Origin of the sequence: Pedobacter sp. 22226 (assembly GCF_052045455.1) — a bacterium.
In the GTDB taxonomy this organism is placed as follows: domain Bacteria; phylum Bacteroidota; class Bacteroidia; order Sphingobacteriales; family Sphingobacteriaceae; genus Pedobacter; species Pedobacter jeongneungensis.
In genome coordinates this window covers 84,327-109,866 of sequence record NZ_JBQEPB010000012.1, presented here as the reverse complement: position 1 = coordinate 109,866, position 25,540 = coordinate 84,327, and the positions used below count along the sequence as shown (strand labels likewise).

Below are 25,540 nucleotides of genomic sequence, written 5' to 3'. Positions count from 1 at the left end.
CAAGGCACAGATACAATAAAATACTGGTTTCCTTGGTTCGTACCTTCACGAACCAAACAATTTAAACTATTTTTCACTCCTTGGTCTGTGTCCTCACAGACCAATCAAGCGAAATTTTATGTGCTGCCTTGTCTCGTCAATCCAAGAACCAAACCGCTTTTAATTCTGGTAATTCTTTTCTCTTTATTGTACCTCAAAGCAGATGCAGCAGATATTTATGTTTCATTAAATGGTAATGACACTAATGCTGGAACCAAGGAAAAACCTCTGGCTACACTTCATTCCGCCATTAGAAAAGCCAGAGAATTGCGTCGTTTAAATGATGTATCAGTTAAAGGTGGAATCAACATTATCATAACAAAAGGCTCTTATCAACTATACGAGCCTGTCGTGCTCCGTCCTGAAGATTCTGGAACCAAAGATATCCCCACCTTAATTATTGCCGAAGCGAATGAAAAAGTGATTTTAAGTGGCGGGATCAAAATAAAAGGATGGAAAAAACTTACCGGAACTGTTGCGGGTTTGCCGAAAGAAGCCATTGGAAAGGTTTGGGTAAGCAACCCTCCAAATTTCGATGGGAGCGACCTTCAATTTCGCCAGCTTTGGGTAAATGGTAAAAAAGCCATTCGGGCGAAAAACTATAACGGAGATGCGATGGGCAGGATTTTATCATGGGACAGCAAAAAACAAACCTGTAAAATCCCGCTCCAGAAGAATATCAATTTAGCCAATATTAAAGGTATGGAAATGCTGATCCATCAATGGTGGGCCATTGCAAATCTTCGTGTAAAATCAGTTAAAGTTGCAGGAAATACTGCTGAACTTTCATTTATGCAACCCGAAAGCAGGATCCAGTCAGAACACCCCTGGCCAGCTCCATGGATTTCAGATAAAACAGGGAATTCTGCTTTTTACCTCAGCAATGCCATTCAGTTTTTAAACGAACCCGGAGAGTGGTTTGAAGACCTGCAAAACCACAAACTTTATTACTGGCCAAAAGCATCAGAAAATATGGCTAATGCAGAAATTATTGCTCCGGCATTGGAAAGCCTGGTCAAAATTGAAGGAACGATAGATCATCCGGTATCATTTGTCGGTTTTAAGGGAATTTCCTTTGAGCACAGCAGTTGGTTAAGGCCTTCTAAACAAGGTCATGTACCACATCAGGCCGGCATGTACATGCTCGATGCCTATAAATTAAAACAGGCAGGAACTCCCGATAAGCCCACTTTAGAAAACCAGGCTTGGGTAGGCAGACCAGCTTCAGCGGTTGAAGTGACTTATGCCAACCATACATCTTTCGAATCCTGCCGTTTCGAGCACCTGGCATCAACGGGGCTGGATTTAAAAAAAGGAACTGCAGACAATGAAATCAAAGGTAATTTATTCAAAGATATCGGTGGTTCGGCGATTTTAGTCGGAACATTCTCTGATGAAGCAACCGAAGTTCACCTGCCTTACAATCCGTCAGATCAGCGTGAAATATCGACCAATGATCAAATTGAAAATAACCTGATCACCGACGTAACTAACGAAGATTGGGGCGCTGTAGGTATTGGAGCAGGTTATGTGCGGGAGATTAAGATCCTGCATAACGAAATCAGCGATGTTTCCTATTCCGGCATCAGCATGGGCTGGGGCTGGACGAAAACGCAAAATGCCATGAAAAATAATACCATCAGTGGCAATAAAATCCATCATTACGGCAAACACATGTACGATGTAGCCGGGATTTATACTTTGTCAGCCCAACCAGGATCATTTATCACCGAAAATGTTGTCGACAGCATTTACAAAGCTCCTTTTGCCCATCTTCCAGACCATTGGTTTTATTTATATACCGATGAAGGTTCGTCTTATTTCACCATTAAAAACAACTGGACACCTGCTGAAAAATACCTTCAAAATGCCAACGGACCAGATAATTTATGGGAAAATAATGGTCCAAAGGTTGAGGAAGGCATTAAACAAAATGCAGGCCTTGAAAAACCCTTTCAATATTTATTAAACGAAAAAGCACCTTATTCGGATAGAGGAATAAATCAGGCTGCAGATCAATCTGTGGTTTTTGAACTGATTTTCAAAACGGACCATCTTCCGTCAGCGCATACTTTAAAAACTTTTGCGAAAGAAAATAATCTTCTGCCGGATGCCATTTACAAATGGAATAACCGCCTTGTAATTTATACGTCCAGTTTAAAGGTAGAAAGTTTGCAACAAACTTTAAAGCGCTTAAATTCTTCCGAAATCAAACTTTACAATAACCTGTTTTACGATTTCAACCGGGAAAAAAATTGTGGTGAAAAACCAGTAGCCGAATGGGACAATATCATATTATCGGCCAATCTGGTGAAGGATGAAAAGATGCAAAACGAATACCTCAATTACCATAAAGCACAATTTGAGAAATGGCCGGAGATATCAAAGGGCTTTTGCAATGCAGAATTTCAACGCCTGGTTATTTTCAAAAAAGAAAGGCAGTTAATGATGATCATCAGCATTCCGAAAGGAAAAAAATTAGACGATTTAAATCCAAAAACCACCTTAAACAATCCAAAAGTGGACGAATGGAACGCGATAATGAAAAAATACCAGGAGGGAATTGAGGGCACAAAACCTGATGAAGTGTGGGTGTTTTTTAAACCGGTTGAGTAAATAAGTAAAGTCGTCATTGCGAGGAGGAACGACGAAGCAATCTTTTTACATGATAGATTGCTTCGCCCCGATGAAAAATCGGTGACTCGCAATGACGACTAAGAAATAAATGCTATAATATATGTTAAGATTAGGGATTTTAGGTTTAGGAGAGGGCAGAAGCACGATTTCTGCATCGTTGGCCAGCAAAAAGTTTAAACTTATCCAGATTTGCGATGCCAATAAAAAGCTTTGCGAAGAACGGGCTTTAGAGTTCGATTTTCAGAACTGGACAACCAGTTACGAGGATATGTTAACCAGTGATAAGATCGATATGATTGCGATTTACACGCCGGATCATTTACATTTCGAACATATCAAACTGGCTTTAGAACATGGCAAACATGTGGTATGTACCAAGCCATTTATTGATGACCTGGCCCATGCAAACGAACTTTTAGAACTTGCTAAAAAATCAAGAAAGAAAATTTTTGTCGGACAAAGTTCACGTTTTTTCGAGCCTGCCATGCGCCAGAAAAAAGATTTTGATGCTGGTTTAATCGGCGAACTGATTACCATAGAAAGTCATTACCATGCCGATCACCGTTGGTTTTTAGAAAAAGGATGGTCGCTAAAACAATCTTTTAAATGGTTATATGGCGGTTTAAGTCACCCTGCAGATTTTATCCGCTGGTATTTGCCCGATATTGAAGAGGTAATGGGTTACGGGATGTTAAGCAGCAATGGCTTAAATGCCGGTTTAAAAAATCAGGATACCATGCATTTCATTTTTAAGGCAAAAGATGGCCGGATTGCAAGGGTAAGCGGTGCTTATACCGGGCCAACACAACCCGCAAGCCGCGACAGTGGCATGAGCTGTATCCTCCGCGGTACGGAAGGCGCAAGCCAGGCCGATTACCATGAACTGCGTTATTCCGTTACCACTAAAACAGGCGAAGAAAAGATCATTACCTGGGGCGATGCTACCTTAAAACATTATTTCCGTTTCGAAGGGCAAAGTCACCACGCCGGAGAATATCAAAACTATCTTGAATATTTCGCTGATAGCATAAATAACAATTTTACTGCTTACCCTGATTTAAAAGAGGGAATCGGCACAGTAGCCCTGTTGCAGGCCATGGATAAATCTTTAGAAACTGGTTTACCGGTAAGAATTAATGACATTTTAAAAGCAAATAACATTACAAGGGAATCGATAGGACTGTAAAAGAAATTCGGCAGCAATAAAAAAAGTCGTCATTGCGAGGAGGAACGACGAAGCAATCTTACAACGCTCGCTGGGTGTACAATACATATCCACCCATAGTAGTAAGATTGCTTCGTACCTCGCAATGACGAAAAGTTCTTATGGTTCTTGGCGGACACGAACCTTGGCTATTGAACTTAAAAAATCTGTGTTTATCCGTGTTCATCTGTGGCTAAAAACTATTGAAACCGTACAACCAAACTAACCAAATAAACCAATGGGAAACATTGTAGAACGTTTAACCAATTTAGATTACATCATTGTCATCGCGTACCTCGTTATTCTGATGATAATCGGGTATCGGGCCAGTTTTTCGGAAAAGAAGAACGAGGATGAAACCTTGTTTCTGGCCAATAAATCACTTAACTGGAGCAGCATAGGTTTTAATATGTGGGGTACAAATGTTGGCCCATCCATGTTGTTGGCTTTTGCCAGTATTGGCTATAGCACAGGCATTGTGGCGGTCAATTTTGATTGGTATGCCTTTATATTTTTATTCCTGCTGGCCATTGTTTTCGCGCCAAAGTACCTCGCAGCAAAGGTGAGTACCATGCCCGAATTTATGGGCAACCGGTATGGCGATTCAACACAGAACATTTTAGCCTGGTATGCGCTGGTTAAAATTTTAATCTCCTGGTTATCACTTGGCTTATTTGCCGGAGGCTTTTTAGTCCGACAGATTTTGGGCATCCCCATGTGGCAATCTGTAACCGTTTTAGTTGCATTTGCAGGTTTATTTACCTTTTTCGGTGGTTTAAAAGCCATTGCAAAAGTGAATGTTTTCCAGATGATTTTATTGATTGCTGTTTCCCTTTCATTAATGCTTTTAGGTTTAAACAAAGTTGGAGGGCTTTCTGCCTTGTATGCCAAAACACCTCATCATTTCTGGAATTTAATCCAGCCGGCCAGTGATCCAAAATATCCCTGGTATGCCATTTTATTAGGTTATCCGGTTGCTGCTGTTGCTTTTTTCTGTACCGATCAATCGATGGTACAATCCGTTTTGGGTGCCAAAAATTTAAAACAGGGGCAACTGGGCGTAAGTTTTATCGGCTGGTTAAAAATTCTTTCCCTGCCTTTATTTATCGGAACAGGAATCCTTTGTTACGTATTATTTCCTGGTTTAAAAGATCCAAACGAAGCTTATATGACGATGGTAACCAACCTTTTTCCTCCCGGAATGAATGGTTTGGTAATCGTGGTATTAATTGCCGTTTTAGTTGGTACCATCGGATCATCTCTAAATTCCCTGAGTACCGTTTTCACGATGGATATTTATGTAAAGAAAATCAATCCGGAAGCTACAAATAAGCAGATTATCCGTATTGGCAGGTTGGCCGTGGTAGCCGGCTGCATTTTTGCCGTTATTGTAGTACTGGCGATTGATAATATTAAAGGACTCAATTTATTTGATGTTTTTCAATCTGTTTTGGGCTTTATTGCGCCGCCATTATCGGTGGTATTTTTGTTAACCGTTTTTTGGAAGCGAACCACCCGAAAAGCAGTCAATTTCACGCTATCGGTTGGTTCTATTTTAAGTTTGGGCGTTGGCGTAACTTATCTCTGGATTTTACCTTCAGATCAATACCATTTCTGGCCGCATTATTTAATGCTTTCCTTTTTAATTTTTGCAGGACTTTTGCTGATTGCCATTTTAATTTCCCTGCTGGATCGATCGCCAAGCATCTATACCGTAAATGAAGAACACCAGGCCAATATTGAAAAACCAGCTAAAGCGGTATGGATTTCGTGGACCGCATTGGCCATCGTGATGGTTGCGCTTTACCTCTTCTTTAATGGACATTAAACGGATGCCCGTAATCCAGAATTATAAAATGAACCACAGATGAAAATGATGCACACAGATATAAAAATCCGTGTTTATCTGTGTCCATCTGTGGTTAAGAACAAAAAACAATATAAAATTTATGTCCATTTGTGGCTAAAAATCAACTATATATGAAAACCTTAAAAAAGATAATCCTCCTCCTCATCTTCAGTGGCTCTGTAGTCCAGCTCTCTGCCCAAAAGGCCTCCTGGATTTGGTATCCGGGAGATTTTGATATTTACATGAGCAACGTAATGCAAAACCGCAGAACTGAAAGAGGTTCCTTTTTTCCAGTATTCTGGAAAATGGACAGTCATTATGTTCTGGTCGATTTTCATAAAGAATTTAACCTTTCGCAACCTGAAGAAGTTAAACTTTTTGTAGAAGGCACCTATAATGTAAAAATTGATGGTCAGGCCATTTCCGGTTTTCCAAAAAGCATCCAAATTCCTGCCGGCAAACATAAATTAAGCTTAAAAGTGTATAACCAGGCCCATGTTCCCTCGATTTTTGTACAGGGTAAAACCATAGTTTCAGACGAAACCTGGCTGACCACATTTGAAGATAAAGAATGGATTGATGCCAGTGGAAAGACATCCGATAAATCAGGAACTACATTTGTTTCAGCCGGTTCATGGAACCTGAACGATCCAGACCAGTTACCATCACAATTTAAATTACCGGTTATCGCACAATCCGCAGTTAAAACAGAAAAAATAAATAATGGCTTACTTTCCGATTTCGGAAAAGAAACCTTTGGTTTTATTAAAGTACATGGTTTAAAAGGAAAAGGGAGGTTGAGTATCTACTATGGAGAATCGAAAGAAGAAGCACTATCGATAGATAAATGCGAAACCTTAGACAATCTGGACATTGACCTGCAACAGAAGAAAGATTCCATTATGCCGCTTTCAAAAGCTTTCAGATATGTGAATTTTCAACCCGGAAACGGTGTTTCTGCTGATTCTGTTTCCATGTTATATGAGTATGCCCCGGTAACCGAACGCGGCAGTTTTAAATCATCTGATGCAGAATTGAACAAAATTTATGATGTAGCTAAATATACTTTCCATTTAAATACCCGCGAATTTTTTATCGATGGCATCAAGCGTGACAGATGGGTTTGGAGTGGTGATGCCTATCAAAGTTACCTGATGAATTATTATTTGTTTTTTGATGCACCAACTGTGAAAAGGACATTGCTTGCGCAACGTGGTAAAGATCCGGTAACGGCTCACATCAATACCATTATGGATTATTCTTTCTATTGGTTTTTAGGCATTTACGATTATTATAAATTTACCGGGGACCAGAAATTTGTGCAGGATATTTATCCCCGTATGCAATCGTTAATGACTTATATAGATGGCAGGAAGAACAAAAACGGCTTATTGGAATGGATGCCGGGTGACTGGATTTTTATTGATTGGGCAGATAAACTGAGTAAGGATGGTGAAGTAAGTTTTGAGCAGTTATTGTACGCCAGAAGTCTAGAAACCATGGCTTTATGTGCTAAATTAGCGAACGATACAAACGGAGCGACTCAATATGATCAGCAGGCAAAAGCACTAAAAGCAAAAATATTTGAGCTTTACTGGAATCAGCAAAAAAGTGCATTGGTACATAGTCGAATTGATGATAAACAAACCGATAACGTAACCCGATACGCCAATATGTTCGGGATTTTCTTTGATTATTTCAGTCCCGAGCAAAAGTTAGCAGTGAAAGAAAATGTTCTGCTGAATGATAACGTAGCCAAAATCACCACGCCTTACATGCGCTTTTACGAACTGGAGGCCTTATGTGCTATGGGCGAACAACCTTATGTGTTAAAGGAAATGAAAAACTATTGGGGTGGTATGTTAAAACTCGGTGCTACATCTTTCTGGGAAGAATATAATCCGGATAAAAAAGGAACCGAGCACTTGGAAATGTACGGTAGGCCATTTGGTAAAAGCCTTTGCCATGCCTGGGGTGCCAGCCCGATTTATTTACTGGGGAAATATTACCTGGGTGTTCAGCCAGTAACAGCAGGTTACCAAACTTACACCATTGAACCTAATTTAGGTGGTTTAGCTTGGATGGAAGGAAAAGTACCAACCGCAAACGGTGATATTTCGGTGTATTGCAGCAAAAAAGAAATCAGAGTTTCTTCTGCCACAGGAACTGGAAAATTAAGGTTTAAAAGTAAATCGAAGCCAGTTGTTAAAAATGCCGAGGTGAAAGAAATTTCAAAAGGGCTTTTTGAGGTAACAATTGAAAAGGGCAGGGATTATGAAGTGAAGTATTCAGGGTAGATCTTTAGGCTAACGCTCGTTTCTAACGGGCGTTAAATAATTCATCGTTTACAAATGATAAAATCGTTTAGTTATTGATGCACTCGTTGGGAAACGAGCGCAAACTTTTTCTTATTTAAACCTCGCAGGTTTTTAAAACCTGCTAGGTTTAAATAAAGACGCTTTAATAAGTTAAATCCGCGTTAGGGATTGTAAGGGTTTAGTACCGATATTTTATCGGTACCGGAGCGAAGCGCAGCCCTGAAAAGCCCGACCCTTGCGCAGCTTGGGTAACGCCCAAATCAGCTTGCAATTCATTTACTGTTTTATCAATTAAAAAGTTAAATCCCTTTCCAGGGGGGCGGGCTAAACCCCGATCCTTTGCTCAATCTTCTTCACACATTTCTGTGCCTCGGCCAGTATCACATCATTTTCGATTGCCTGATCTACGTTGATCGCATTTAACATCGAAATGGTTAAACAGGCAATAATCCCGTTATTTCCTGAAATACCGATAGGTACAGAAAGATCGGTTACACCCGAAACCGAGTCGCTGTTTTTAAAATATGAACCTGTTTGCTGGATATCTTCCAATGAACTCAAAAAATCTTCCTGTTGTGTTTTGTGGTATTTCTTATAAATCGCATTGTTTTTTAAAGTAGTGTTCCGTTCCACCTCTGGCATATAAGCCAATAAAACCTTTCCTGATGCTGTTAGCGGTAATGGAAATAGGTTTCCTTCTTCGATAGAAAGTGCAATTGGCCCCGGACTTTTCGCATGAATAATTACCATCACCTGGTTCATATACAAGATACTCAAGTGGCACGACTGGCGGATGGTATTGGCCAGTTCTTCCAGCGGAAATTGTGCCGCTTTACGCAGTTCATCAATAGGCGAGTGCCTGTGCGAAAGGTAAAAAAGTTTTAACGAAAGTCTGTATTTCCCCGAAACCTCATCGCGGAGGATATAACCGCGGCTCTCCAAACTCATTAACATCCGGTAAATTTCGTTCGGTGTTTTCTCAATGCCGACTGCAATTTCAGTTTGCGAAAGCGGGATAGATTGTGCAGATAAATATTCCAGTATATCAAGTCCCTTATCTAAAGCAGGGGCCTGGTACTTTGATTCCTTTTCGTTCATACAGGTTTAAATTTGGCTGTAGCGTAATTTTTACAATTTCAAACATACAAAATGCTTTCCTATTTAACGATGGGAAGATTTTGTAATTTAAATACGAATATATGTTTTCATATTTAAAAAAAACATTTATATTTGAATTGACACTACTTTATTAATCAAATCGTTCATAGAATCGATTTTTAATAAGATTAAGGTATCAATTAACCATTTATAAACCAAAATTTAACCACTGCTTTTGCGTAAAAATTTCGCAATGCTAACCAAAGGATAATGAGCAGATTTCTGATTTTTTCTTGGCTTTATCTGTTGAGCATTCCGCTTTTTGCGCAGGATATAAAGGTTATTGATCTGACTTGTGCTTACAGAAATAATCCGATCGGCATTGATATGGTAAATCCTAACCTGAGCTGGAAATTGCTGTCACCTAAACACAATGTAATGCAAACCGCATATCAAATCCTGGTTTCTGGCAGTATTGCAAACTTAAAAAAGAACATTGGCGAAATTTGGGATACCAAAAGGGTAAATTCTGGTCAATCTATTCAGATATTCTATAAAGGCGCTAAACTTTTACCTACCAAAACCTATTACTGGAAGCTGCGTGTTTGGGATAATTATGGAAATGGATCGGAGTGGAGTAATACTGCAACCTGGCAAATGGGTTTATTAAACCCGGCCGATTGGAAAGAAGCGAAGTGGATTGCTTATGAAAAAATACCCGATTCGATTGTAAATGTGCTGCCAACTGATGGCAAAAAGGATAAATATAACGCCAGCAATGCTTTGCCTATGTTCCGCAAAAATTTTGTGGTAACCAAAACCATAAAAAAGGCAACGGCTTTTATTTCGGGCCTCGGCCAATACGAAATGAGCTTAAATGGTGAAAAAGTTGGGGATGATTTTTTAGCACCCGGTTGGACAAAATACGATAAAGAGGCATTATATGTAACCTACGACGTTACCAAACAGCTTAAAAGAGGCGAAAATGCCATTGGTGTAATGCTTGGTAATGGTTTTTACTACATTCCACCGGTTAAAGACAGGTATAGAAAGTTGAAAGTAGCTTTTGGCTATCCTAAAATGATCTGTCGCGTTTTGGTAGAATATACCGATGGAACTTCAACAAATGTAATTAGCGATCAAAGCTGGAAAACGGCTCCGTCGCCAGTCACTTTCTCGGGTATTTATGGTGGAGAGGATTATAATGCCAACCTGGAACAAAAAGGCTGGAATTTATCAGGCTTTAATGATCAAAACTGGAAATCTGCTGTATTGGTTAACGGACCAAAACTCAATGCGCAAAAAGAGGAACCTATCAAAATTTTCGATCATTTTACAGCAAAAAACATCACTGCAGTTGGTAATCATGAATGGGTTTATGATATGGGACAGAATGCTTCGGCCATCATCGAATTAAAAGTACGTGGCAAAAAAGGCGATACCATCCGCATTACACCGGCAGAATTATTAAAAGCCGATGGCACAGTAACCCAGAAAAATATGGGTGGTCCATCTTATTTTACTTATATATTAAAAGGAGATGGTTTAGAAACCTGGCGGCCAAAATTCTTTTATACAGGATTCCGTTACCTGCAGGTTAAAGGCGCTGTGCCGACTGGAAAAGAAAATAATTCAACCAAAGCTGTTATTGAGGATTTAAAAGCATTACATATTAGAAATGCTGCTGAAAAAGTTGGTGAATTCTCGTCTTCGAACAGTTTATTTAATAAAACTTTCAGCCTGATTGACTGGTCGGTAAAAAGTAATATGATGAGTGTTTTTACCGATTGTCCGCATCGTGAAAAACTGGGCTGGCTGGAGCAGTTGCACCTGATGGGCAATTCTGTAGGTTACAATTACAATGCTGCGCCGCTTTTTAAAAAAGCACTGGAGGATATGAGAAACTCACAGCTGAGCAACGGACTGATCCCGGAAATTGCCCCTGAATACGTAAAATTTGAATGGGGTGGCGATATGTTCCGCGATTCGCCGGAATGGGGCAGCAGTGGGATTTTATTACCATGGTACCTCTATCAATGGTATGGAGAACAACAGGCCATGGTTGATTATTACCCGATGATACAGCGTTATATCAATTATTTGGGCACAAAAGCAAACAACCATATTTTATCTCAGGGTTTAGGCGATTGGTATGATTTAGGGCCAAAACCACCCGGTGTTTCTCAACTCACGCCAATGGGCGTTACCGGAACGGCCATCTACTATTACGATTTGAAGGTAATGGAGAAAATGGCTACACTTTTAGTTAAAAGGGCTGATGCAATGGCTTATTCAGAACTTGCCGTTGAAGTAAGAAAAGCATTTAATAACAAGTTTTTTGATGCTAAAACCAAACAATACGCAACGGGTTCGCAGGCAGCAAATGCCATGGCGGTTTACATGGGCCTGGTTGAAGAACAAGATAAAAAAGCAGTGATTGACAATCTGGTTAAAGATATCCGCGATAGAAAAAACAGCTTAACCGCTGGTGATATCGGGTATCGCTATGTATTACATGTTTTAGAAGATGCCGGAAAATCGGATGTGATTTTCGATATGAACAGTAGCGCCGATGTACCGGGTTATGGTATGCAGATTGCCAAAGGTGCTACCGCATTAACCGAATCGTGGGCGGCTCTACCAACGGTTTCCAACAATCATTTTATGCTTGGTCATTTAATGGAATGGCTGTATAGTGGCATTGGTGGCATCCGCCAGGCAGAAAATTCGGTTGCTTTCAATCAAATTAAAATTGAACCAGAAGTAGTTGGCGATTTAACTGCCGCTCAGGTTAGTTTTAATTCTCCTTATGGAAAAATCTCTACTAAATGGGAGAAAACCGATAAAAATTTCATTTTAGAAATTAATGTTCCCGTGAATACTAAAGCTGTGGTTTATTTCCCGGCGTATCCGAAAAGCGAGCTTCTGGAAGAAAATAATGCATCATTTAGCAATGCAGGGATCGAAAACGGTAAAACCAGGATTGCTATCGGTTCAGGCTATTATAAATTTAATTTAAAGTTCAAATGAGAAAGATAAGCATTTTGATCCTTCTTTTTATTTGGGCTGTTAAATCAAATGCTCAAAGTTATCAAACTGTTTCTGCTGCAGAGATGGGAAAAATCTATCAGGAAGTAAAAACACCTTTCAAATACGGTTTGGTAATGGTTCCTGGAGATAAAGAGCATAAAATGGATTGCCCCACAGTTTATAGAAAAGGAAAGGATTGGTACATGACTTATCTCATTTTTAGTGGTCGTGGTTACGAAACCTGGCTGGCAAAAAGTAAAGATTTGCTGCATTGGGAAAACCAGGGCAAACTGATGTCGTTTACTGATGCCGGTAACTGGGATGACAATCAAAAAGCGGGATATAATGCCTTAACCGACATCAAATGGGGTGGAAGTTATGGTGTAAATCAGTTTGATGGCAAATATTGGATGTCGTATTTCGGAGGAAAAGAGAAAGGTTATGAAGTGGAGCCTTTATCTATCGGAATGGCTTATACAACAAAAGATCCATCCATTGTGCAGGAATGGAGCCGCTTAGAAAAACCTGTTTTAAGCTCATCAGATAAAAATGTACGCTGGTGGGAAAACCGCAATAAACTTTTTAAAAGCACGGTGATCGAAGACCGGAAAAAATTAACAGGACATCGCTTTGTAATGTACTATAACGCTGTGGGCGATTCGCTGGCGAACAATAAAAAAACACGCTGGTATGAACGGATCGGGATGGCAGTTTCGGATGATATGGTTCATTGGCAGCGCTTTAATAAAAATCCGGTGGTTCATCATCCGGTTGGTATCTCAGGAGATGCTGTAATACAGCAAATTGGCGATAATTATGTAATGTTTTACTTTGGGGCTTTCTGGCAGGATAGAAAAGGATCTTTCAATCGCTTTGCCGTATCAAAAGATCTTGTAAACTGGACCGACTGGACAGGCGATAACCTGATTGAATCTTCAGAAAAGTATGATGAACTGTATGCACATAAATCTTTCGTATTAAAATATAAGGGCGTGGTTTACCATTTCTATTGTGCCGTAAATAAACAGGATCAACGCGGAATTGCAGTAGCAACTTCGAAAGATTTAGGTAAAAGTAAAGTAGATTTTGTAAGGGAAACTGAGAAATAACATGAAGAGGCTTAGGAATTTTAAAGTTGTACTTTTTTTGATTTTGGGCTTGTGGGCACCTCGTTGTTGCGAGGCGAAACTTTTCTCGAAACTTCGGGAAAGCAATCCTAATGCAAAAGAACGGCTGACCCATAGTAGTAAGATTGCTTCATGCCTCGCAATGACGGCCACTCCGGAACCCCGCACCAGAATAAGTTTCAATAAAGAATGGAAATTCTTCCTGGGCGATGATTTTGCAGCTAAATCTCCATCATACAATGATTCGAAATGGAGAAAACTTACGTTACCGCATGATTGGAGCATTGAAGGAAAATTTGATGAGAAAAACCCTGCAAAACCTGAAGGCGGTGGTTTACCTACCGGAATTGGCTGGTACAGAAAAGAATTTACCGCCCCCGCCAATTTTAAAGATCGGTTAATCACAATCGAATTCGATGGCGTATATAAAAATAGCGAGGTTTGGGTAAACGGAGAATATTTAGGCAAAAGACCTTATGGCTATAGCTCATTTTCTTACGAAATCAGTAAATTTTTAAAATCTGGGAAAAACGTTATTGCCGTTAAAGTTGATAATTCTGCTCAACCCGATTCGCGCTGGTATTCCGGCTCGGGTATTTATAGAAATGTATGGTTAACCTCAACAGCTAAAGTTGCTATACAAGAACATGGCATTTTTGTTAAAGCGGGTTTTGTAAGTGGCGACTTCGGCGAATCGACAGATGGCGGAAATTTAAAACCAGGTCAAACAGTAGGTTTTGTAGCTCCCCAGGTTAATTTTGTAAACAAATCATCAGATAAAACTAAAAAATACAAAATCGAGTTTACGGTAGAAAACCAAGAAGGGAAGCGGGTTTTACAACACACTACAAAAGAGGATCTTATTGAAGATAATAGTGGAAAAATCGTTTCAAACTTACTGATCAACAAGCCTGAAATATGGTCGGTAGACAGACCATATTTATACACATTGCTGGTTAAAATTATTGATTCCGAAAATAAAATTATAGATGTACAAAGTACCACTTTTGGCATCCGGAGATTCAATTTTGATGCGCTGAAAGGTTTTTCTTTAAACGGGAAACCAATGAAAATTCTCGGTGTGTGTCTGCACCATGATTTAGGCGCATTGGGTGCTGCTGTAAATGTACGGGCCATGGAGCGCCAGCTCGAAATAATGAAGAAAATGGGTGTAAATGCCATCCGTACCGCCCATAATCCGCCAGCGCCTGAGTTTTTGGATTTATGCGATAAAATGGGCTTTCTGGTAATGGATGAGGCTTTTGACATGTGGGCGAAAAAGAAAACCAAAAATGATTATCACCTGAATTTTCCTGAATGGCATAAAAGAGACCTGGAAGATATGATTAAACGCGATCGTAACCACCCATCCATCATCCTCTGGAGCATCGGTAACGAAATCCGCGAACAGTTTGACAGCACGGGCATTGCGCTTACCAAAGAGTTGGCTGCAATCGTTAAAAATCTGGATAATACCCGTCCGGTAATTTCGGCGCTAACCGAAACAAAAGCTGAAAAAAACTTCATCTACCAGGCCAATGCGCTTGATATTTACGGTTTAAACTATAATCACAAACTTTATAAAGATTTTCCTGCGAATTATCCCAGGGTTAAGTTTTTGGCTACCGAAACTACTTCTGCACTCGAAACGAGGGGCTTTTATGATACTGCTGATACCATTCGCCGCTGGCCTAAAGATGGTAAAACCAAATTTACCGAAGGCAATAAAGCGTGGTCGGCATCTGCTTATGATAATGTTTCTGCCTATTGGGGCTCTACCCATGAGGAAACCTGGAAGGAGGCAAAAAAATACGATCATGTATCAGGTTTGTTCGTTTGGACAGGTTTTGATTACCTCGGCGAACCTTTACCTTATCCATGGCCGGCCCGGAGTTCTTATTTCGGTATTGTCGATTTAGCGGGTTTTCCTAAAGATTCCTATTACATGTACCAAAGTGAGTGGACCAACAAACCTGTACTGCATATTTTACCGCACTGGAACTGGGAAAAAGGCAAATCAGTTGAAGTTTGGGCTTATTACAATAATGCCGATGAAGTAGAATTATACCTGAATGGAAAATCGCTGGGTAAAAAGTCTAAACAAGGTGATGATCTGCATGTGCTTTGGCATGTAAATTTCGAGGCTGGAACTTTAAAAGCGGTATCGCGTAAAAATGGCAAAGAGGTATTGGTCCGCGAGGTAAAAACTGCCGGAGTACCTGCTAAAATTGAGTTGGTTGCCGATAGGAAAAACATCAAAGCCGACGGCAGCGATTTATCATTTGTTACTGTACGCATCTTAGATACCGCAGGAAATGTTGTGCCCAATGCTGATAACCTGGTTAATTTTAAAGTGGAAGGCAATGGTTTTATTGCAGGTGTTGATAATGGATTCCAGGCCAGTTTAGAGCCTTTTAAAGCAAATTACCGTAAAACATTTCATGGTTTGTGCCTGGCCATTCTCCAATCCACCGAAAAAACCGGAACCATTAAATTAACGGCAGCCTCAGCAGGTTTGTCTTCATCTTCAATTTTAATTCATACCACAAAATGATGAAGATGTATCAATTTTTAATTACTCTGATACCAAGATCAAGCTTTTTGGCTAAAGCAATTGCTTTGTGTTTTTTGAGCCTTTGTGGTCAGATTTTAATTGCCAATGCCCAGCTTGTCGATAAAACACCTACAGCTGTTCAAAAAGCCCCTCAAATTTACAGCAGGGAGCCATGGGAAGATCAATCGGTAAGTGGCATAAACCGTGATGCATCACGTGCAACAGCTTACTCTTTCGAAAATATTGAAGCCGCAAAAAAAGGCATTCGTGAACAATCAACCCGAATGATTTCTTTAAATGGCGATTGGGATTTCTCTTTTGCCCTTAAACCTGCTGATGCACCGCAAAACTTCTATCAATCACGCGTAAGTGGCTGGAAAAAAATCGAAGTTCCTTCCAACTGGGAAATGAAAGGTTACGATAAACCCATTTATAAAAGTGCTGTTTATCCTTTCCGTCCTGTAAATCCGCCTAATCCGCCAATGGATTATAATGGCGTGGGCAGTTACCAGCGCACTTTTACTATTCCTGCAAACTGGAAAGATATGAATATCACCCTGCATTTTGGAGGGGTAAGTTCAGGTTATAAAGTTTGGGTGAACGGGAAATTCCTGGGTTATGCCGAAGATAGTTTTCTTTCATCCGAATTCAATATTACACCTTATCTCCAGGCTGGAGAAAACATTTTATCGGTTCAGGTAATGCGTTGGACAGATGGCAGTTTTCTCGAAGATCAGGATCACTGGCGTTTAAGCGGCATCCATCGCGAAGTAATGCTCCTGGCCGAACCTAAATTGCGGATTGCCGATTTCTTTGTTCAAACCAAACTCGATAAAGATTATAAAGATGCTACTTTAAGTATCCGTCCACGGATTGAAAACCTTACAGGTAAAGAAGTTAAAGGTTATAAGGTAAAAGCATTGCTTTTTGATCAAAATGGTAAAGCCGTTTTGGACCAGCCGTTGGAAAGAAGCGCAGAAAGCATCATCAATGAAATATGGCCCCGCCTGGATAACGTGAAATTTGGGCTGCTGGAAAGTAAGATAAAGAATCCGGCAAAATGGAGTGATGAAGTACCTAATCTCTACACACTAACCCTTTCTTTAGAAGATAGTTTAGGTAAAACGCTCGAGGTTAAAAGTTGTAAAGTTGGTTTCAGAAGTATCGAATTTTCTAAAACGAATGGTAAACTGTTAATTAATGGCAAAGAAACTTATCTCTATGGAATCAACCGTCCCGATCATCACCCAACAAAAGGCAAAGCCTTAAATCGCGAAGATATTCTGCAGGATGTGCAGACGATAAAACGGTTCAACTTTAACTGTATCCGCACCAGCCATTATCCAATGGATCCGTATTTATACGATCTGTGCGACGAATATGGCATCCTGGTCATTGATGAAGCCAATCTGGAAACTCACGGCCTCGGCGGTAAATTGAGTAACGACCCAACCTGGACTTCGGCTTATTTAGAGCGTAGCAGCCGTATGGTAATGCGCGATAAAAACCATCCGAGCATCATTATCTGGAGTTTGGGCAATGAATCGGGTAGTGGCCCCAACCATGCAGCTATGGCAGCGTGGATCCACGATTTTGACATCACCAGGCCTGTTCATTACGAACCTGCCATGGGAAATCCGCGGTTGGATGGTTACATCGACCCTGGCAATCCGGCTTATTTAAAACCGAACGATCATTCGCATCGCTTGCAAAACCCTCAAGATCAGCCTTATGTGGACATAGTAAGCCGGATGTACCCTGGCATTTATACCGCCAAAATGCTGGCAGAACAGAAAAATGGCGATAACCGCCCGATTTTCTTTGTAGAATATGCCCACGCGATGGGAAATTCTGTGGGAAACATGAAAGATTTTTGGGATGTTTTCCGTGCTACGCCACGTATAATCGGAGGCGCCATCTGGGAATTTAAAGATCAGGGCATTCTGCAAACCGACAGTGCGGGTAATAAATTCTATGCCTATGGCGGCGATTTTGGCGAAAAGTATTTCGATAATTTCACTATTAAAGGCGTGGTTAATTCTGATGGAAAACCCAAAGGAGCCATGTACGAATGTAAACGTGTTTATCAGGGCGCAGAAACCGAATGGGCCGACCAGGTGAAAAGGATTTTAAAAATCAGCAATCGCCATGCGGTTAAAAATTTGAACGCTTATACTGCCACGTTAATTGTACGCAAAGACGGAGTGGTATTGAGCCAGAAAATTCTGCCTGCCGTTAATCTTGCTGCCGGAAAAGATACTTTGCTTAACATTTCGAAATATCTGCCAAAAATAGATGCAGGATCAGAATATTTAGCTGATATCCATTTTACTTTAAGCCAGGACGAAGCCTGGGCCAAAAAAGGTTTCGAAGTAGCTTCAAATCAGTTTGCGTTAACAGGTTTAGCCCAATCCAGGCTGACCGATAAAATTACGCCGCCAAAATACACTGGCAATGCTGACATGCATATCTATTCAGGTCAAAATTTCGAGATCGGTATCAGCAAAAAAAATGGTGCTTTGATTTCTTATAAATGGAAAGGTAAAGAACAGCTTTTTGCACCATTGCTGCCACATTTTACGCGTCCTTTAACCGACAATGATAAACGCGGCTGGAAATCGAATAAAAAATTAAAGCATTGGTATGCCAATGATCTCAAATACACAGGATCAAATGCGGGTAAGTTTAATAACATGGCGGGTTCAGGCCTCGTACATACTTCGAATTATAGCCTGATAAATGATAGCGCAACCGCTCAAATCAGCTATTTAATTGCTTCTTCAGGCACTATAGAGGTAAAATACATACTGAAAGTTAAACCCGGTTTACCGAATATTCCTAAAGTAGGGATGCAAACAGGAATTGCCCGTAATTACGATAACATTTCATGGTATGGCAAAGGCCCGATGGAAAATTATATTGATAAAAATTATGCTTCAGATGCTGCCGTTTATGCTGAACCGGTAAACGATTTTATGGAGCATTACGCCGTTCCGCAGGAAAATGGAAACCGTACCGATGTGCGCTGGATGTACTTTTCGGATCAATCCAAAAAACAGGGCCTGCTAATCGTAGCCGACAGTTTATTAAGCATGAGCGCCAGTCCTTACATCGATGAGAATGTTCAGGCTGCAAAACACACCAACAATTTAAAAGATGCCGGCTATTTAACAGTAAACATCGATTTAATACAAATGGGTGTTGGTGGAAACGACAGTTGGAGTGATGTTGCTGCGCCATTGCCGCAATACCAGCTACCAGCAAAAAATTATAACTACAGCTTTTATTTAATGCCTTTTGAGGGTAATAAAGAAGCGCTTAACAATAAAGTAAAACGAATTAAATTTTAGTGAAAGTTCACTAAAAAATATTAAAATAAGATTAAGTGGAAAAGACGATTAATTTAAAAGGAATAACCTGGAACCACAGTCGCGGACTTTTGCCGATGGTGGCAACAGCACAACGGTTTTCCGAACTGCATCCAAATGTGCACATCACCTGGGAGAAAAGAAGTTTGCAGCAATTTGCCGATTTTTCCATTCAGGAACTGGCCGAAAGGTTTGATTTGCTGGTTATTGATCACCCATGGGCAGGTTTCGCCGCAAAAACAAAATCGATAGTTCCTCTGGATTTATATTTACCCCAGGAATACCTGAAAGATCAGGAAGAAAACTCCGTAGGCCAATCTTACGAAAGTTATTTTTATGACCAGCATTTATGGGCTTTACCCATTGATGCAGCAACACCAGTAGCAGCATCGAGACCGGATGTATTGGCAGAAAAAGGATTAAAATTGCCCCAATCATTTGATGATTTACTGGCACTCGCAGATAAAGGCCTAGTGGCTTTTGCGGGCATCCCGATTGATGTTTTAATGAATTTTTATACACTTTGCTGCTCTTTGGGCGAAGATCCCTGCCAAAATGATGAGGAAGTGGTTTCCGTTGAAACCGGTATTAAAGTTTTGAAAATGTACCGCGAACTGGCTTCGAAAATAGATAAAGCAAATTTCAACAGAAACCCGATTCAGGTGTATGAAGCCATGACTTTAAGCGATGAAATTGCCTATTGTCCTTTTGCCTATGGTTATGCCAATTATTCACGAAATGGCTATGCACGCAAAACTTTGCATTTTCACGATATGATTTCCTTAGATGGAAATACGAATTTAAGAAGCACTTTGGGCGGAACCGGCTTGGCCATCTCCTCTAAATGTGAAGCAATTGAAACCGCTGCTGAATATGTAAAATTTGTAGGTTCACCCGCTTGTCAGTCTACTTTATTCTTTGAAAGTGGTGGTCAGCCGGGACATTTGGCTGCGTGGAAAAATGAAGAAGTAAACCGCCAGAGTCAGAATTACTTTCAAAATACCTTGCCGGCTTTACAAAGGGCATTTCTCCGTCCGCGTTACCATGGTTCCATGTATTTTCAGGATCATGCCGGCGATGTTGTCCGCGATTATTTAATAAACGGAGGTGATGAAATCCAGGTTTTATCAGCCATGAACAGATTGTATCAGAAATCTAAAAGTTTTGTGTTATCATGAACAGACCGCTAGAAGGACTTTTGATTTTAGAGTTCTGCCAGTTTCTGGCCGGACCATCAGCAGGTTTAAAACTGGCTGATTTAGGTGCCCGTGTGATCAAGATCGAGCGGCCGAAAACAGGTGATGCCTGCAGGGCTTTATCCATAAAAAATCTTTTTGTAAATACCTGTCATGCTGACGAAGGAAGCATCTGTTCAACAGGCGATCAGGAAGATAGTTTGCTTTTTCATACCATTAACCGCAATAAAGAAAGTTACACGGCAGATTTAAAAAATCCGGAAGATTTAGAAAGTCTTAAAAAGCTAATCAGCAGGGCCGATGTAATGACGCATAATTTCCGTCCGGGCGTGATGGAAAAAATCGGCTTGGATTATGGGAATGTTCAAAAAATCAATCCTAAAATTGTTTATGGTGTGGTTACCGGCTATGGAAATGATGGACCATGGAAAAACAAACCCGGTCAGGATTTACTGGTTCAGTCCGTTTCCGGATTAACATTTTTATCAGGGGTGGATGTAGACGGGCCGGTACCCTTCGGACTTTCTGTTTCTGATATCATGTGTGGCAACCATCTGGCACAGGGAATTATGGCAGCGCTGATCAAAAGGGCAAAAACCGGTAAAAGCGTCCTGGTTGAAGTGAGTTTGCTCGAATCCATTTTAGATGTACAGTTCGAAGTATTGACTACTTACCTTAACGATGGTGGAAAATTACCGGATAGAAGTGGGGCAAAAGGCAGTGCACATGCCTATTTAAGTGCTCCTTATGGCATGTACGAAACAAACGATGGCCACATTGCCATGGCCATGGGAAACCTGCCAAATATTTGTGCGATTATAAATTGCGACATTACCGATTTATATGTGGAGGCCGGCTCTGCTTTCGAAAACCGCGATCAATTAATCCTTCGTTTAGCCGAAACCTTTAAAAAGCAAAATACCAAATACTGGGTCGATCTTCTGGAAAATCACGGAATCTGGTGCGCAGAAGTATTGAATTATCAAACAGCAACTGCTTTAAGCGCATACAAAAAACTTCAGATCGAACAGCAATTAGACTTAGGTGATGGCAAAAAAATCAGAACTACCGTAAGTCCGATCCGTTTGGATCATGAAAAGTTATTTGCTGCTAAAGCAGCCCCTAAACTGGGTTTTGATACAGCAGATATTAATAAAGAGTTTGAGTTAACGCAGACCGTCATTTCGACTGAAACGCAGTGAAATGGAGAAATCTATAAAGAAAAATTAACAGATTTCTCCACTACGATGGAAATGACAGCAATGCTTGGTGAAGAATTAAAAAAATAAATTTGTTTAAAAACAATTCGTCATGTTGACTGAAACGCAGTGAAACGGAGAAATCTATAGAGAAAAAATTTAACAGATCTCTACACTACGGTGGAAATGACAGCAATGCTTGGTGAAGAATTAAAAAAATAAAATTTCGTCATTTCGACTGAAACGCAGTGAAATGGAGAAATCTATAGAGAAAAAATTAACAGATCTCTCCACTACGGTCGAGATTACGATCGCGTTTATTAAAGTGACGATTTAAAAGAATAAAATGATGCTACCGCTTGAAGATTATTTAGTTATCGATTTCAGCCAGTTCCTTTCGGGGCCATCGGCGGGTTTACGCCTGGCCGACATGGGCGCACGCGTAATCAAAATTGAGCGTTTGGGCGTAGGCGATATTTGTCGCACGCTTTATACCTCAAACCTGATTATGAATGGCGAATCGTCCGTTTTTCATGCCATTAACCGAAATAAAGAGAGCTTTGAAGTTGATTTAAAAAGTGAAGAAGATTGCGAAATGGTGCGTGAGCTGCTCAAAAAAGCAGATGTCATGATCCATAACTTCCGCCCTGGCGTAATGGAACGTTTAGGTTTCGATTATCAATCGGTTATTGCTTTAAACCCCACCATTGTATATGGCGAAATTTCGGGTTACGGAACTGAGGGCGAGTGGAAGAATAAACCAGGTCAGGATTTGCTTTTACAATCCGTAACCGGCTTAACTTCTTTAACCGGAAATGCCGGTAGTGGCCCTGTAGCAATGGGTTTATCCATTGTTGATATGCTGGCAGGTGCACACCTCGCGCAGGGAATCCTGGCTTGTTTATACCGTAAAGCCATTAAAAACGAAGGTGGTTTTGTGCAGATCAGCATGATGGAATCAGCTTATGACTTCCAGTTCGAAACCATTACTACTTTTATGAATGATGGCGGTAGCTTGCCCGAGCGTTCGAAAAAGAACAATGCAAACGCATATTTAGGCGCTCCGTATGGTATTTATCAAACAGAAAACGGATATTTAGCCCTGGCGATGGCTTCCATTCCAGAACTTGGCAATTTGCTTGGCTGCGAGAAATTAGAGGATTATATTGAACAAAGTGAGGCATTTGATAAGCGTGATGAAATTAAAGCCGTTTTGGCTGATCATCTTTTATCGGCAACAACCGAAAAATGGCTTTCTGTTTTAGAACCGGCCGATATCTGGTGCGCTGATGTGCTAAACTGGAATGCCCTGATGGCACACGACGGTTTTAAGGTATTAAATATGGTTCAGAAAGTGGAAATGGTTGACGGATACAAATATGAGACCACCAGGTGCCCGATCCGTATTGATGGCGAAATCCTCACTTCACCAAAAGGTTCGCCAAAATTAGGTCAGGATAATGAAAAAATTATCAAAGAATTTATAACACAGCACACCACTGCAAATGCATAACCAAATAAACACTTTTAAAATAGCCGTACGCAAATTTGCGCCGTTTGAAGCTGCCATGCAGAAATTCTGGGAGCAATATTGTGCCATTTCAGGCTGTTCATTAAAGCTGGAAATGGTGGTAATGGATTTGCACGAACTTTACGATAGTACCATTACAAAAAAAGGTTTGGCAAATGGCGATTTTGATATTGCGCACATCAGTACCGACTGGATTTTAGAAGGTTACGCCAATAATGATTTCGAAATTTTAAATCCTTATATCAACAAAAATAAACCCGGCAATTTTCCCAAAGGCTGGAGTAAATCACTGCTGGGTTTGCAGCGTTTTGGCTGGGAAGTAGTTGGCTTACCCTTTCACGATGGTCCCGAATGTTTCATTTACAGAAAGGATTTATTTGAAAACGAAACTGAAAAAGCAAATTATTTAGCCCAATTTGGTAAAACCTTAACAGTACCCAAAAACTGGGATGATTTTCATCAGGTTGCCCGTTTTTTTAACCGCCCGGAAGAAAATTTGTATGGCAGTATTTTCGCCTGCTATCCCGACGGCCATAATACCGTTTTCGATTTTTGCCTGCAGTTGTGGACAAGGGGAGGAGCTTTAGTAGATAAAAACGGTTTTATCCGGATCGATACCCAGGCTGCAATTGATGGTTTAAATTTCTACCGCAAAATGGTGAACGATAAAACTGCTGTTCATCCAAAATCGGCAGAATTCGAATCAGTTGGTGCCGGAATTGCCTTCTCGCAGGGTGAAGCAGCCATGATGATCAACTGGTTTGGTTTTGCCGCCATGTGCGAAGTTGATCCAAATTCGAAAGTAAAGGGTAAAATTGATGTTGAACTCTTGCCGGCAGCTCCCGGTTCAAATTCAGCATCATTAAATGTTTATTGGCTGTACACCATTGCCAATGGAAGTAAAAATAAAGCCATTGCCTACGATTTTCTCCGTTTTGCACTGGAGCCTGAGCAAGACAAACAGCTTACTTTGGAAGGTGGAATCGGTTGCCGCATTTCGACCTGGAAAGATGAAGAAATCAACTCAATTATCCCTTATTACCATAAACTGGAACAATTGCATGAAGTGGCAAATATGTTGCCACAGAAACAAAACTGGGCTGCAATTGCGGCCATAATCGACCAGATGGTTTTGCAGGCCATCAACACCGATGCTTCAACCGAAGAACTTATTCACCTGGCACAGAACCAGATTAATGAAATCGACAAATGAGTATTGATATCAAATATAAACCCGAGCTACCGCAAACCAAACAGCCCATTATCATTATCGGTGCAGGCGGAATAGTAGCCGATGCACATCTTCCGGCTTATAAAATTGCTGGTTTTGAAGTACATGGCATTGTAAACCGGACTAAAGAAAGAGCGCAGAAACTGGCTGATACTTTTGGAATCCCAAATGTGTACAATTCGGTGGCTGAAGCAGTGAAACTGGCTCCGCTGAATGCAGTTTACGATTTAACGATCATGCCCGAACAATATATCGAAACCCTACAGCAACTACCTGATGGAAGTGCCGTGTTGATCCAGAAACCAATGGGTGATGATTTTAGGCAGGCAAAAGAAATCCTCGAATTATGCAGGGCTAAAAACTTTAAAGCAGCAATTAACTTTCAGCTGCGTTTTGCGCCATTTGTAAGCGCAGCAAAATACCTGATCGATCAAGGTTTAATCGGCGAATTATATGATATGGAAGTTCGGGTAACCATAAAAACACCCTGGGAAATTTTTCCGCACGTAATTATCCATCCCCGCCTGGAAATTCAGTACCATAGCATTCATTATGTCGACCTGATCCGTTCTTTTTTGGGAAATCCTGAAAGTATTCTGGCTAAAACCTTAAAACATCCCGCCAAAAGCCTGTCTTCATCTCGTTCTACGATATTATTCGATTATGGCGATACCATGCATGCGGTAATCAACACCAACCACGATCACGATTTTGGTCCCAACCATCAGGAAAGTTATATCAAATGGGAAGGAACCAAAGGCGCAATTGTAGCAAAAATCGGTTTACTGATGGATTATCCACATGGTGTGCCCGATGTGTTTGAATATTGCATCGTAGAAAATGGAAAAACACCAGAGTGGCAACGCGTTCAACTCGACGGATCATGGTTCCCCGAGGCATTTATTGGTACCATGGCCAATTTAATGCGCTATAATGAAGGTTCTACAGATGTGTTGCACACCAGTGTAGAAGATGTAATCCAAACCATGGCTGTGGTAGAGAGCGCATACCAATCGAGCGATATTGGAGGAGTGAAGGTTAAAGAGCAGTTAAAAAATTAATTAAATCGTCATTGCGAGGCAGGGAATGAGCGAGCCGAAACAATCTGTTTTGCATTAAAGATTGCTTCGTTTCGACGAAAAATCGAAAACTCGCAATG

General features: G+C 40.6%; 14 protein-coding genes. 13 read left to right on the top strand and 1 reads right to left on the bottom strand.

Annotation, left to right across the window (positions count from 1 at the left end; translation table 11 throughout):
* Positions 1-120 precede the first annotated feature (120 nt).
* From ACTJKC_RS23520 to ACTJKC_RS23505, 4 genes are all read left to right on the top strand, one after another.
* Positions 121-2,655 (top strand): L-rhamnose mutarotase, encoded by a 2,535-nt coding sequence (locus tag ACTJKC_RS23520; protein ID WP_440795855.1) that lies wholly within the window; start codon positions 121-123, stop codon positions 2,653-2,655.
* Positions 2,656-2,776: 121 nt separating this feature from the next.
* Positions 2,777-3,862, top strand: a complete 1,086-nt coding sequence (locus tag ACTJKC_RS23515) for a Gfo/Idh/MocA family protein (protein ID WP_440795853.1) — start codon at positions 2,777-2,779, stop codon at positions 3,860-3,862.
* A gap of 256 nt (positions 3,863-4,118) precedes the next feature.
* Positions 4,119-5,708, top strand: coding sequence for an SLC5 family protein (locus ACTJKC_RS23510; RefSeq protein ID WP_440795851.1), 1,590 nt, complete (start codon positions 4,119-4,121; stop codon positions 5,706-5,708).
* A gap of 152 nt (positions 5,709-5,860) precedes the next feature.
* Entirely contained in the window at positions 5,861-8,026 is a 2,166-nt protein-coding gene (locus tag ACTJKC_RS23505) for an alpha-L-rhamnosidase-related protein (protein WP_440795849.1), read from the top strand.
* Between the two features lie 345 nt (positions 8,027-8,371).
* Here the strand turns inward: ACTJKC_RS23505 and ACTJKC_RS23500 are convergent, their stop codons facing one another.
* Entirely contained in the window at positions 8,372-9,145 is a 774-nt protein-coding gene (locus ACTJKC_RS23500) for an IclR family transcriptional regulator (RefSeq protein ID WP_113950511.1), read from the bottom strand.
* A gap of 270 nt (positions 9,146-9,415) precedes the next feature.
* Here ACTJKC_RS23500 and ACTJKC_RS23495 point away from each other — a divergent pair, with 270 nt between their 5' ends.
* From ACTJKC_RS23495 to ACTJKC_RS23455, 9 genes are all read left to right on the top strand, one after another.
* Positions 9,416-12,175, top strand: a complete 2,760-nt coding sequence (locus ACTJKC_RS23495) for a family 78 glycoside hydrolase catalytic domain (protein ID WP_440795848.1) — start codon at positions 9,416-9,418, stop codon at positions 12,173-12,175.
* Positions 12,172-13,284 (top strand): glycosylase, encoded by a 1,113-nt coding sequence (locus ACTJKC_RS23490; RefSeq protein ID WP_440795846.1) that lies wholly within the window; start codon positions 12,172-12,174, stop codon positions 13,282-13,284. The genes ACTJKC_RS23495 and ACTJKC_RS23490 overlap by 4 nt, the downstream gene beginning before the upstream one ends.
* A gap of 1 nt (position 13,285) precedes the next feature.
* On the top strand, positions 13,286-15,856 hold the full coding sequence (locus tag ACTJKC_RS23485) for a glycoside hydrolase family 2 TIM barrel-domain containing protein (protein ID WP_440795844.1): 2,571 nt from the start codon (positions 13,286-13,288) through the stop codon (positions 15,854-15,856).
* Positions 15,857-15,861: 5 nt separating this feature from the next.
* Entirely contained in the window at positions 15,862-19,206 is a 3,345-nt protein-coding gene (locus ACTJKC_RS23480) for a glycoside hydrolase family 2 TIM barrel-domain containing protein (RefSeq protein ID WP_440795842.1), read from the top strand.
* Between the two features lie 35 nt (positions 19,207-19,241).
* A complete protein-coding gene (locus tag ACTJKC_RS23475) occupies positions 19,242-20,402 on the top strand; it encodes an ABC transporter substrate-binding protein (protein ID WP_440795840.1) in 1,161 nt (386 codons plus the stop codon).
* Positions 20,399-21,622 (top strand): CaiB/BaiF CoA transferase family protein, encoded by a 1,224-nt coding sequence (locus tag ACTJKC_RS23470; protein WP_440795838.1) that lies wholly within the window; start codon positions 20,399-20,401, stop codon positions 21,620-21,622. Before ACTJKC_RS23475 ends, ACTJKC_RS23470 begins: the two co-directional genes overlap by 4 nt.
* A 346-nt stretch (positions 21,623-21,968) precedes the next feature.
* Complete coding sequence (locus ACTJKC_RS23465) at positions 21,969-23,132, top strand: CaiB/BaiF CoA transferase family protein (protein WP_440796033.1); 1,164 nt, start codon at positions 21,969-21,971, stop codon at positions 23,130-23,132.
* Complete coding sequence (locus ACTJKC_RS23460; protein WP_440795836.1) at positions 23,125-24,363, top strand: extracellular solute-binding protein; 1,239 nt, start codon at positions 23,125-23,127, stop codon at positions 24,361-24,363. Before ACTJKC_RS23465 ends, ACTJKC_RS23460 begins: the two co-directional genes overlap by 8 nt.
* The gene (locus ACTJKC_RS23455) at positions 24,360-25,442 is read left to right on the top strand and encodes a Gfo/Idh/MocA family protein (protein ID WP_440795834.1); all 1,083 of its coding nucleotides are present in this window, start codon (positions 24,360-24,362) and stop codon (positions 25,440-25,442) included. The genes ACTJKC_RS23460 and ACTJKC_RS23455 overlap by 4 nt, the downstream gene beginning before the upstream one ends.
* The last annotated feature ends 98 nt before the right edge of the window (positions 25,443-25,540 follow it).

Excerpts from the sequence above, each read along its gene's own strand:
- ACTJKC_RS23515 (WP_440795853.1), top strand. The coding sequence starts at position 2,777 with ATGTTAAGATTAGGGATTTTAGGTTTAGGAGAGGGCAGAAGCACGATT.
- ACTJKC_RS23510 (WP_440795851.1), top strand. The coding sequence starts at position 4,119 with ATGGGAAACATTGTAGAACGTTTAACCAATTTAGATTACATCATTGTC.
- ACTJKC_RS23505 (WP_440795849.1), top strand. The coding sequence starts at position 5,861 with ATGAAAACCTTAAAAAAGATAATCCTCCTCCTCATCTTCAGTGGCTCT.
- ACTJKC_RS23500 (WP_113950511.1), bottom strand. The coding sequence starts at position 9,145 with ATGAACGAAAAGGAATCAAAGTACCAGGCCCCTGCTTTAGATAAGGGA.
- ACTJKC_RS23495 (WP_440795848.1), top strand. The coding sequence starts at position 9,416 with ATGAGCAGATTTCTGATTTTTTCTTGGCTTTATCTGTTGAGCATTCCG.
- ACTJKC_RS23490 (WP_440795846.1), top strand. The coding sequence starts at position 12,172 with ATGAGAAAGATAAGCATTTTGATCCTTCTTTTTATTTGGGCTGTTAAA.
- ACTJKC_RS23485 (WP_440795844.1), top strand. The coding sequence starts at position 13,286 with ATGAAGAGGCTTAGGAATTTTAAAGTTGTACTTTTTTTGATTTTGGGC.
- ACTJKC_RS23480 (WP_440795842.1), top strand. The coding sequence starts at position 15,862 with ATGTATCAATTTTTAATTACTCTGATACCAAGATCAAGCTTTTTGGCT.
- ACTJKC_RS23470 (WP_440795838.1), top strand. The coding sequence starts at position 20,399 with ATGAACAGACCGCTAGAAGGACTTTTGATTTTAGAGTTCTGCCAGTTT.
- ACTJKC_RS23465 (WP_440796033.1), top strand. The coding sequence starts at position 21,969 with ATGCTACCGCTTGAAGATTATTTAGTTATCGATTTCAGCCAGTTCCTT.
- ACTJKC_RS23460 (WP_440795836.1), top strand. The coding sequence starts at position 23,125 with ATGCATAACCAAATAAACACTTTTAAAATAGCCGTACGCAAATTTGCG.
- ACTJKC_RS23455 (WP_440795834.1), top strand. The coding sequence starts at position 24,360 with ATGAGTATTGATATCAAATATAAACCCGAGCTACCGCAAACCAAACAG.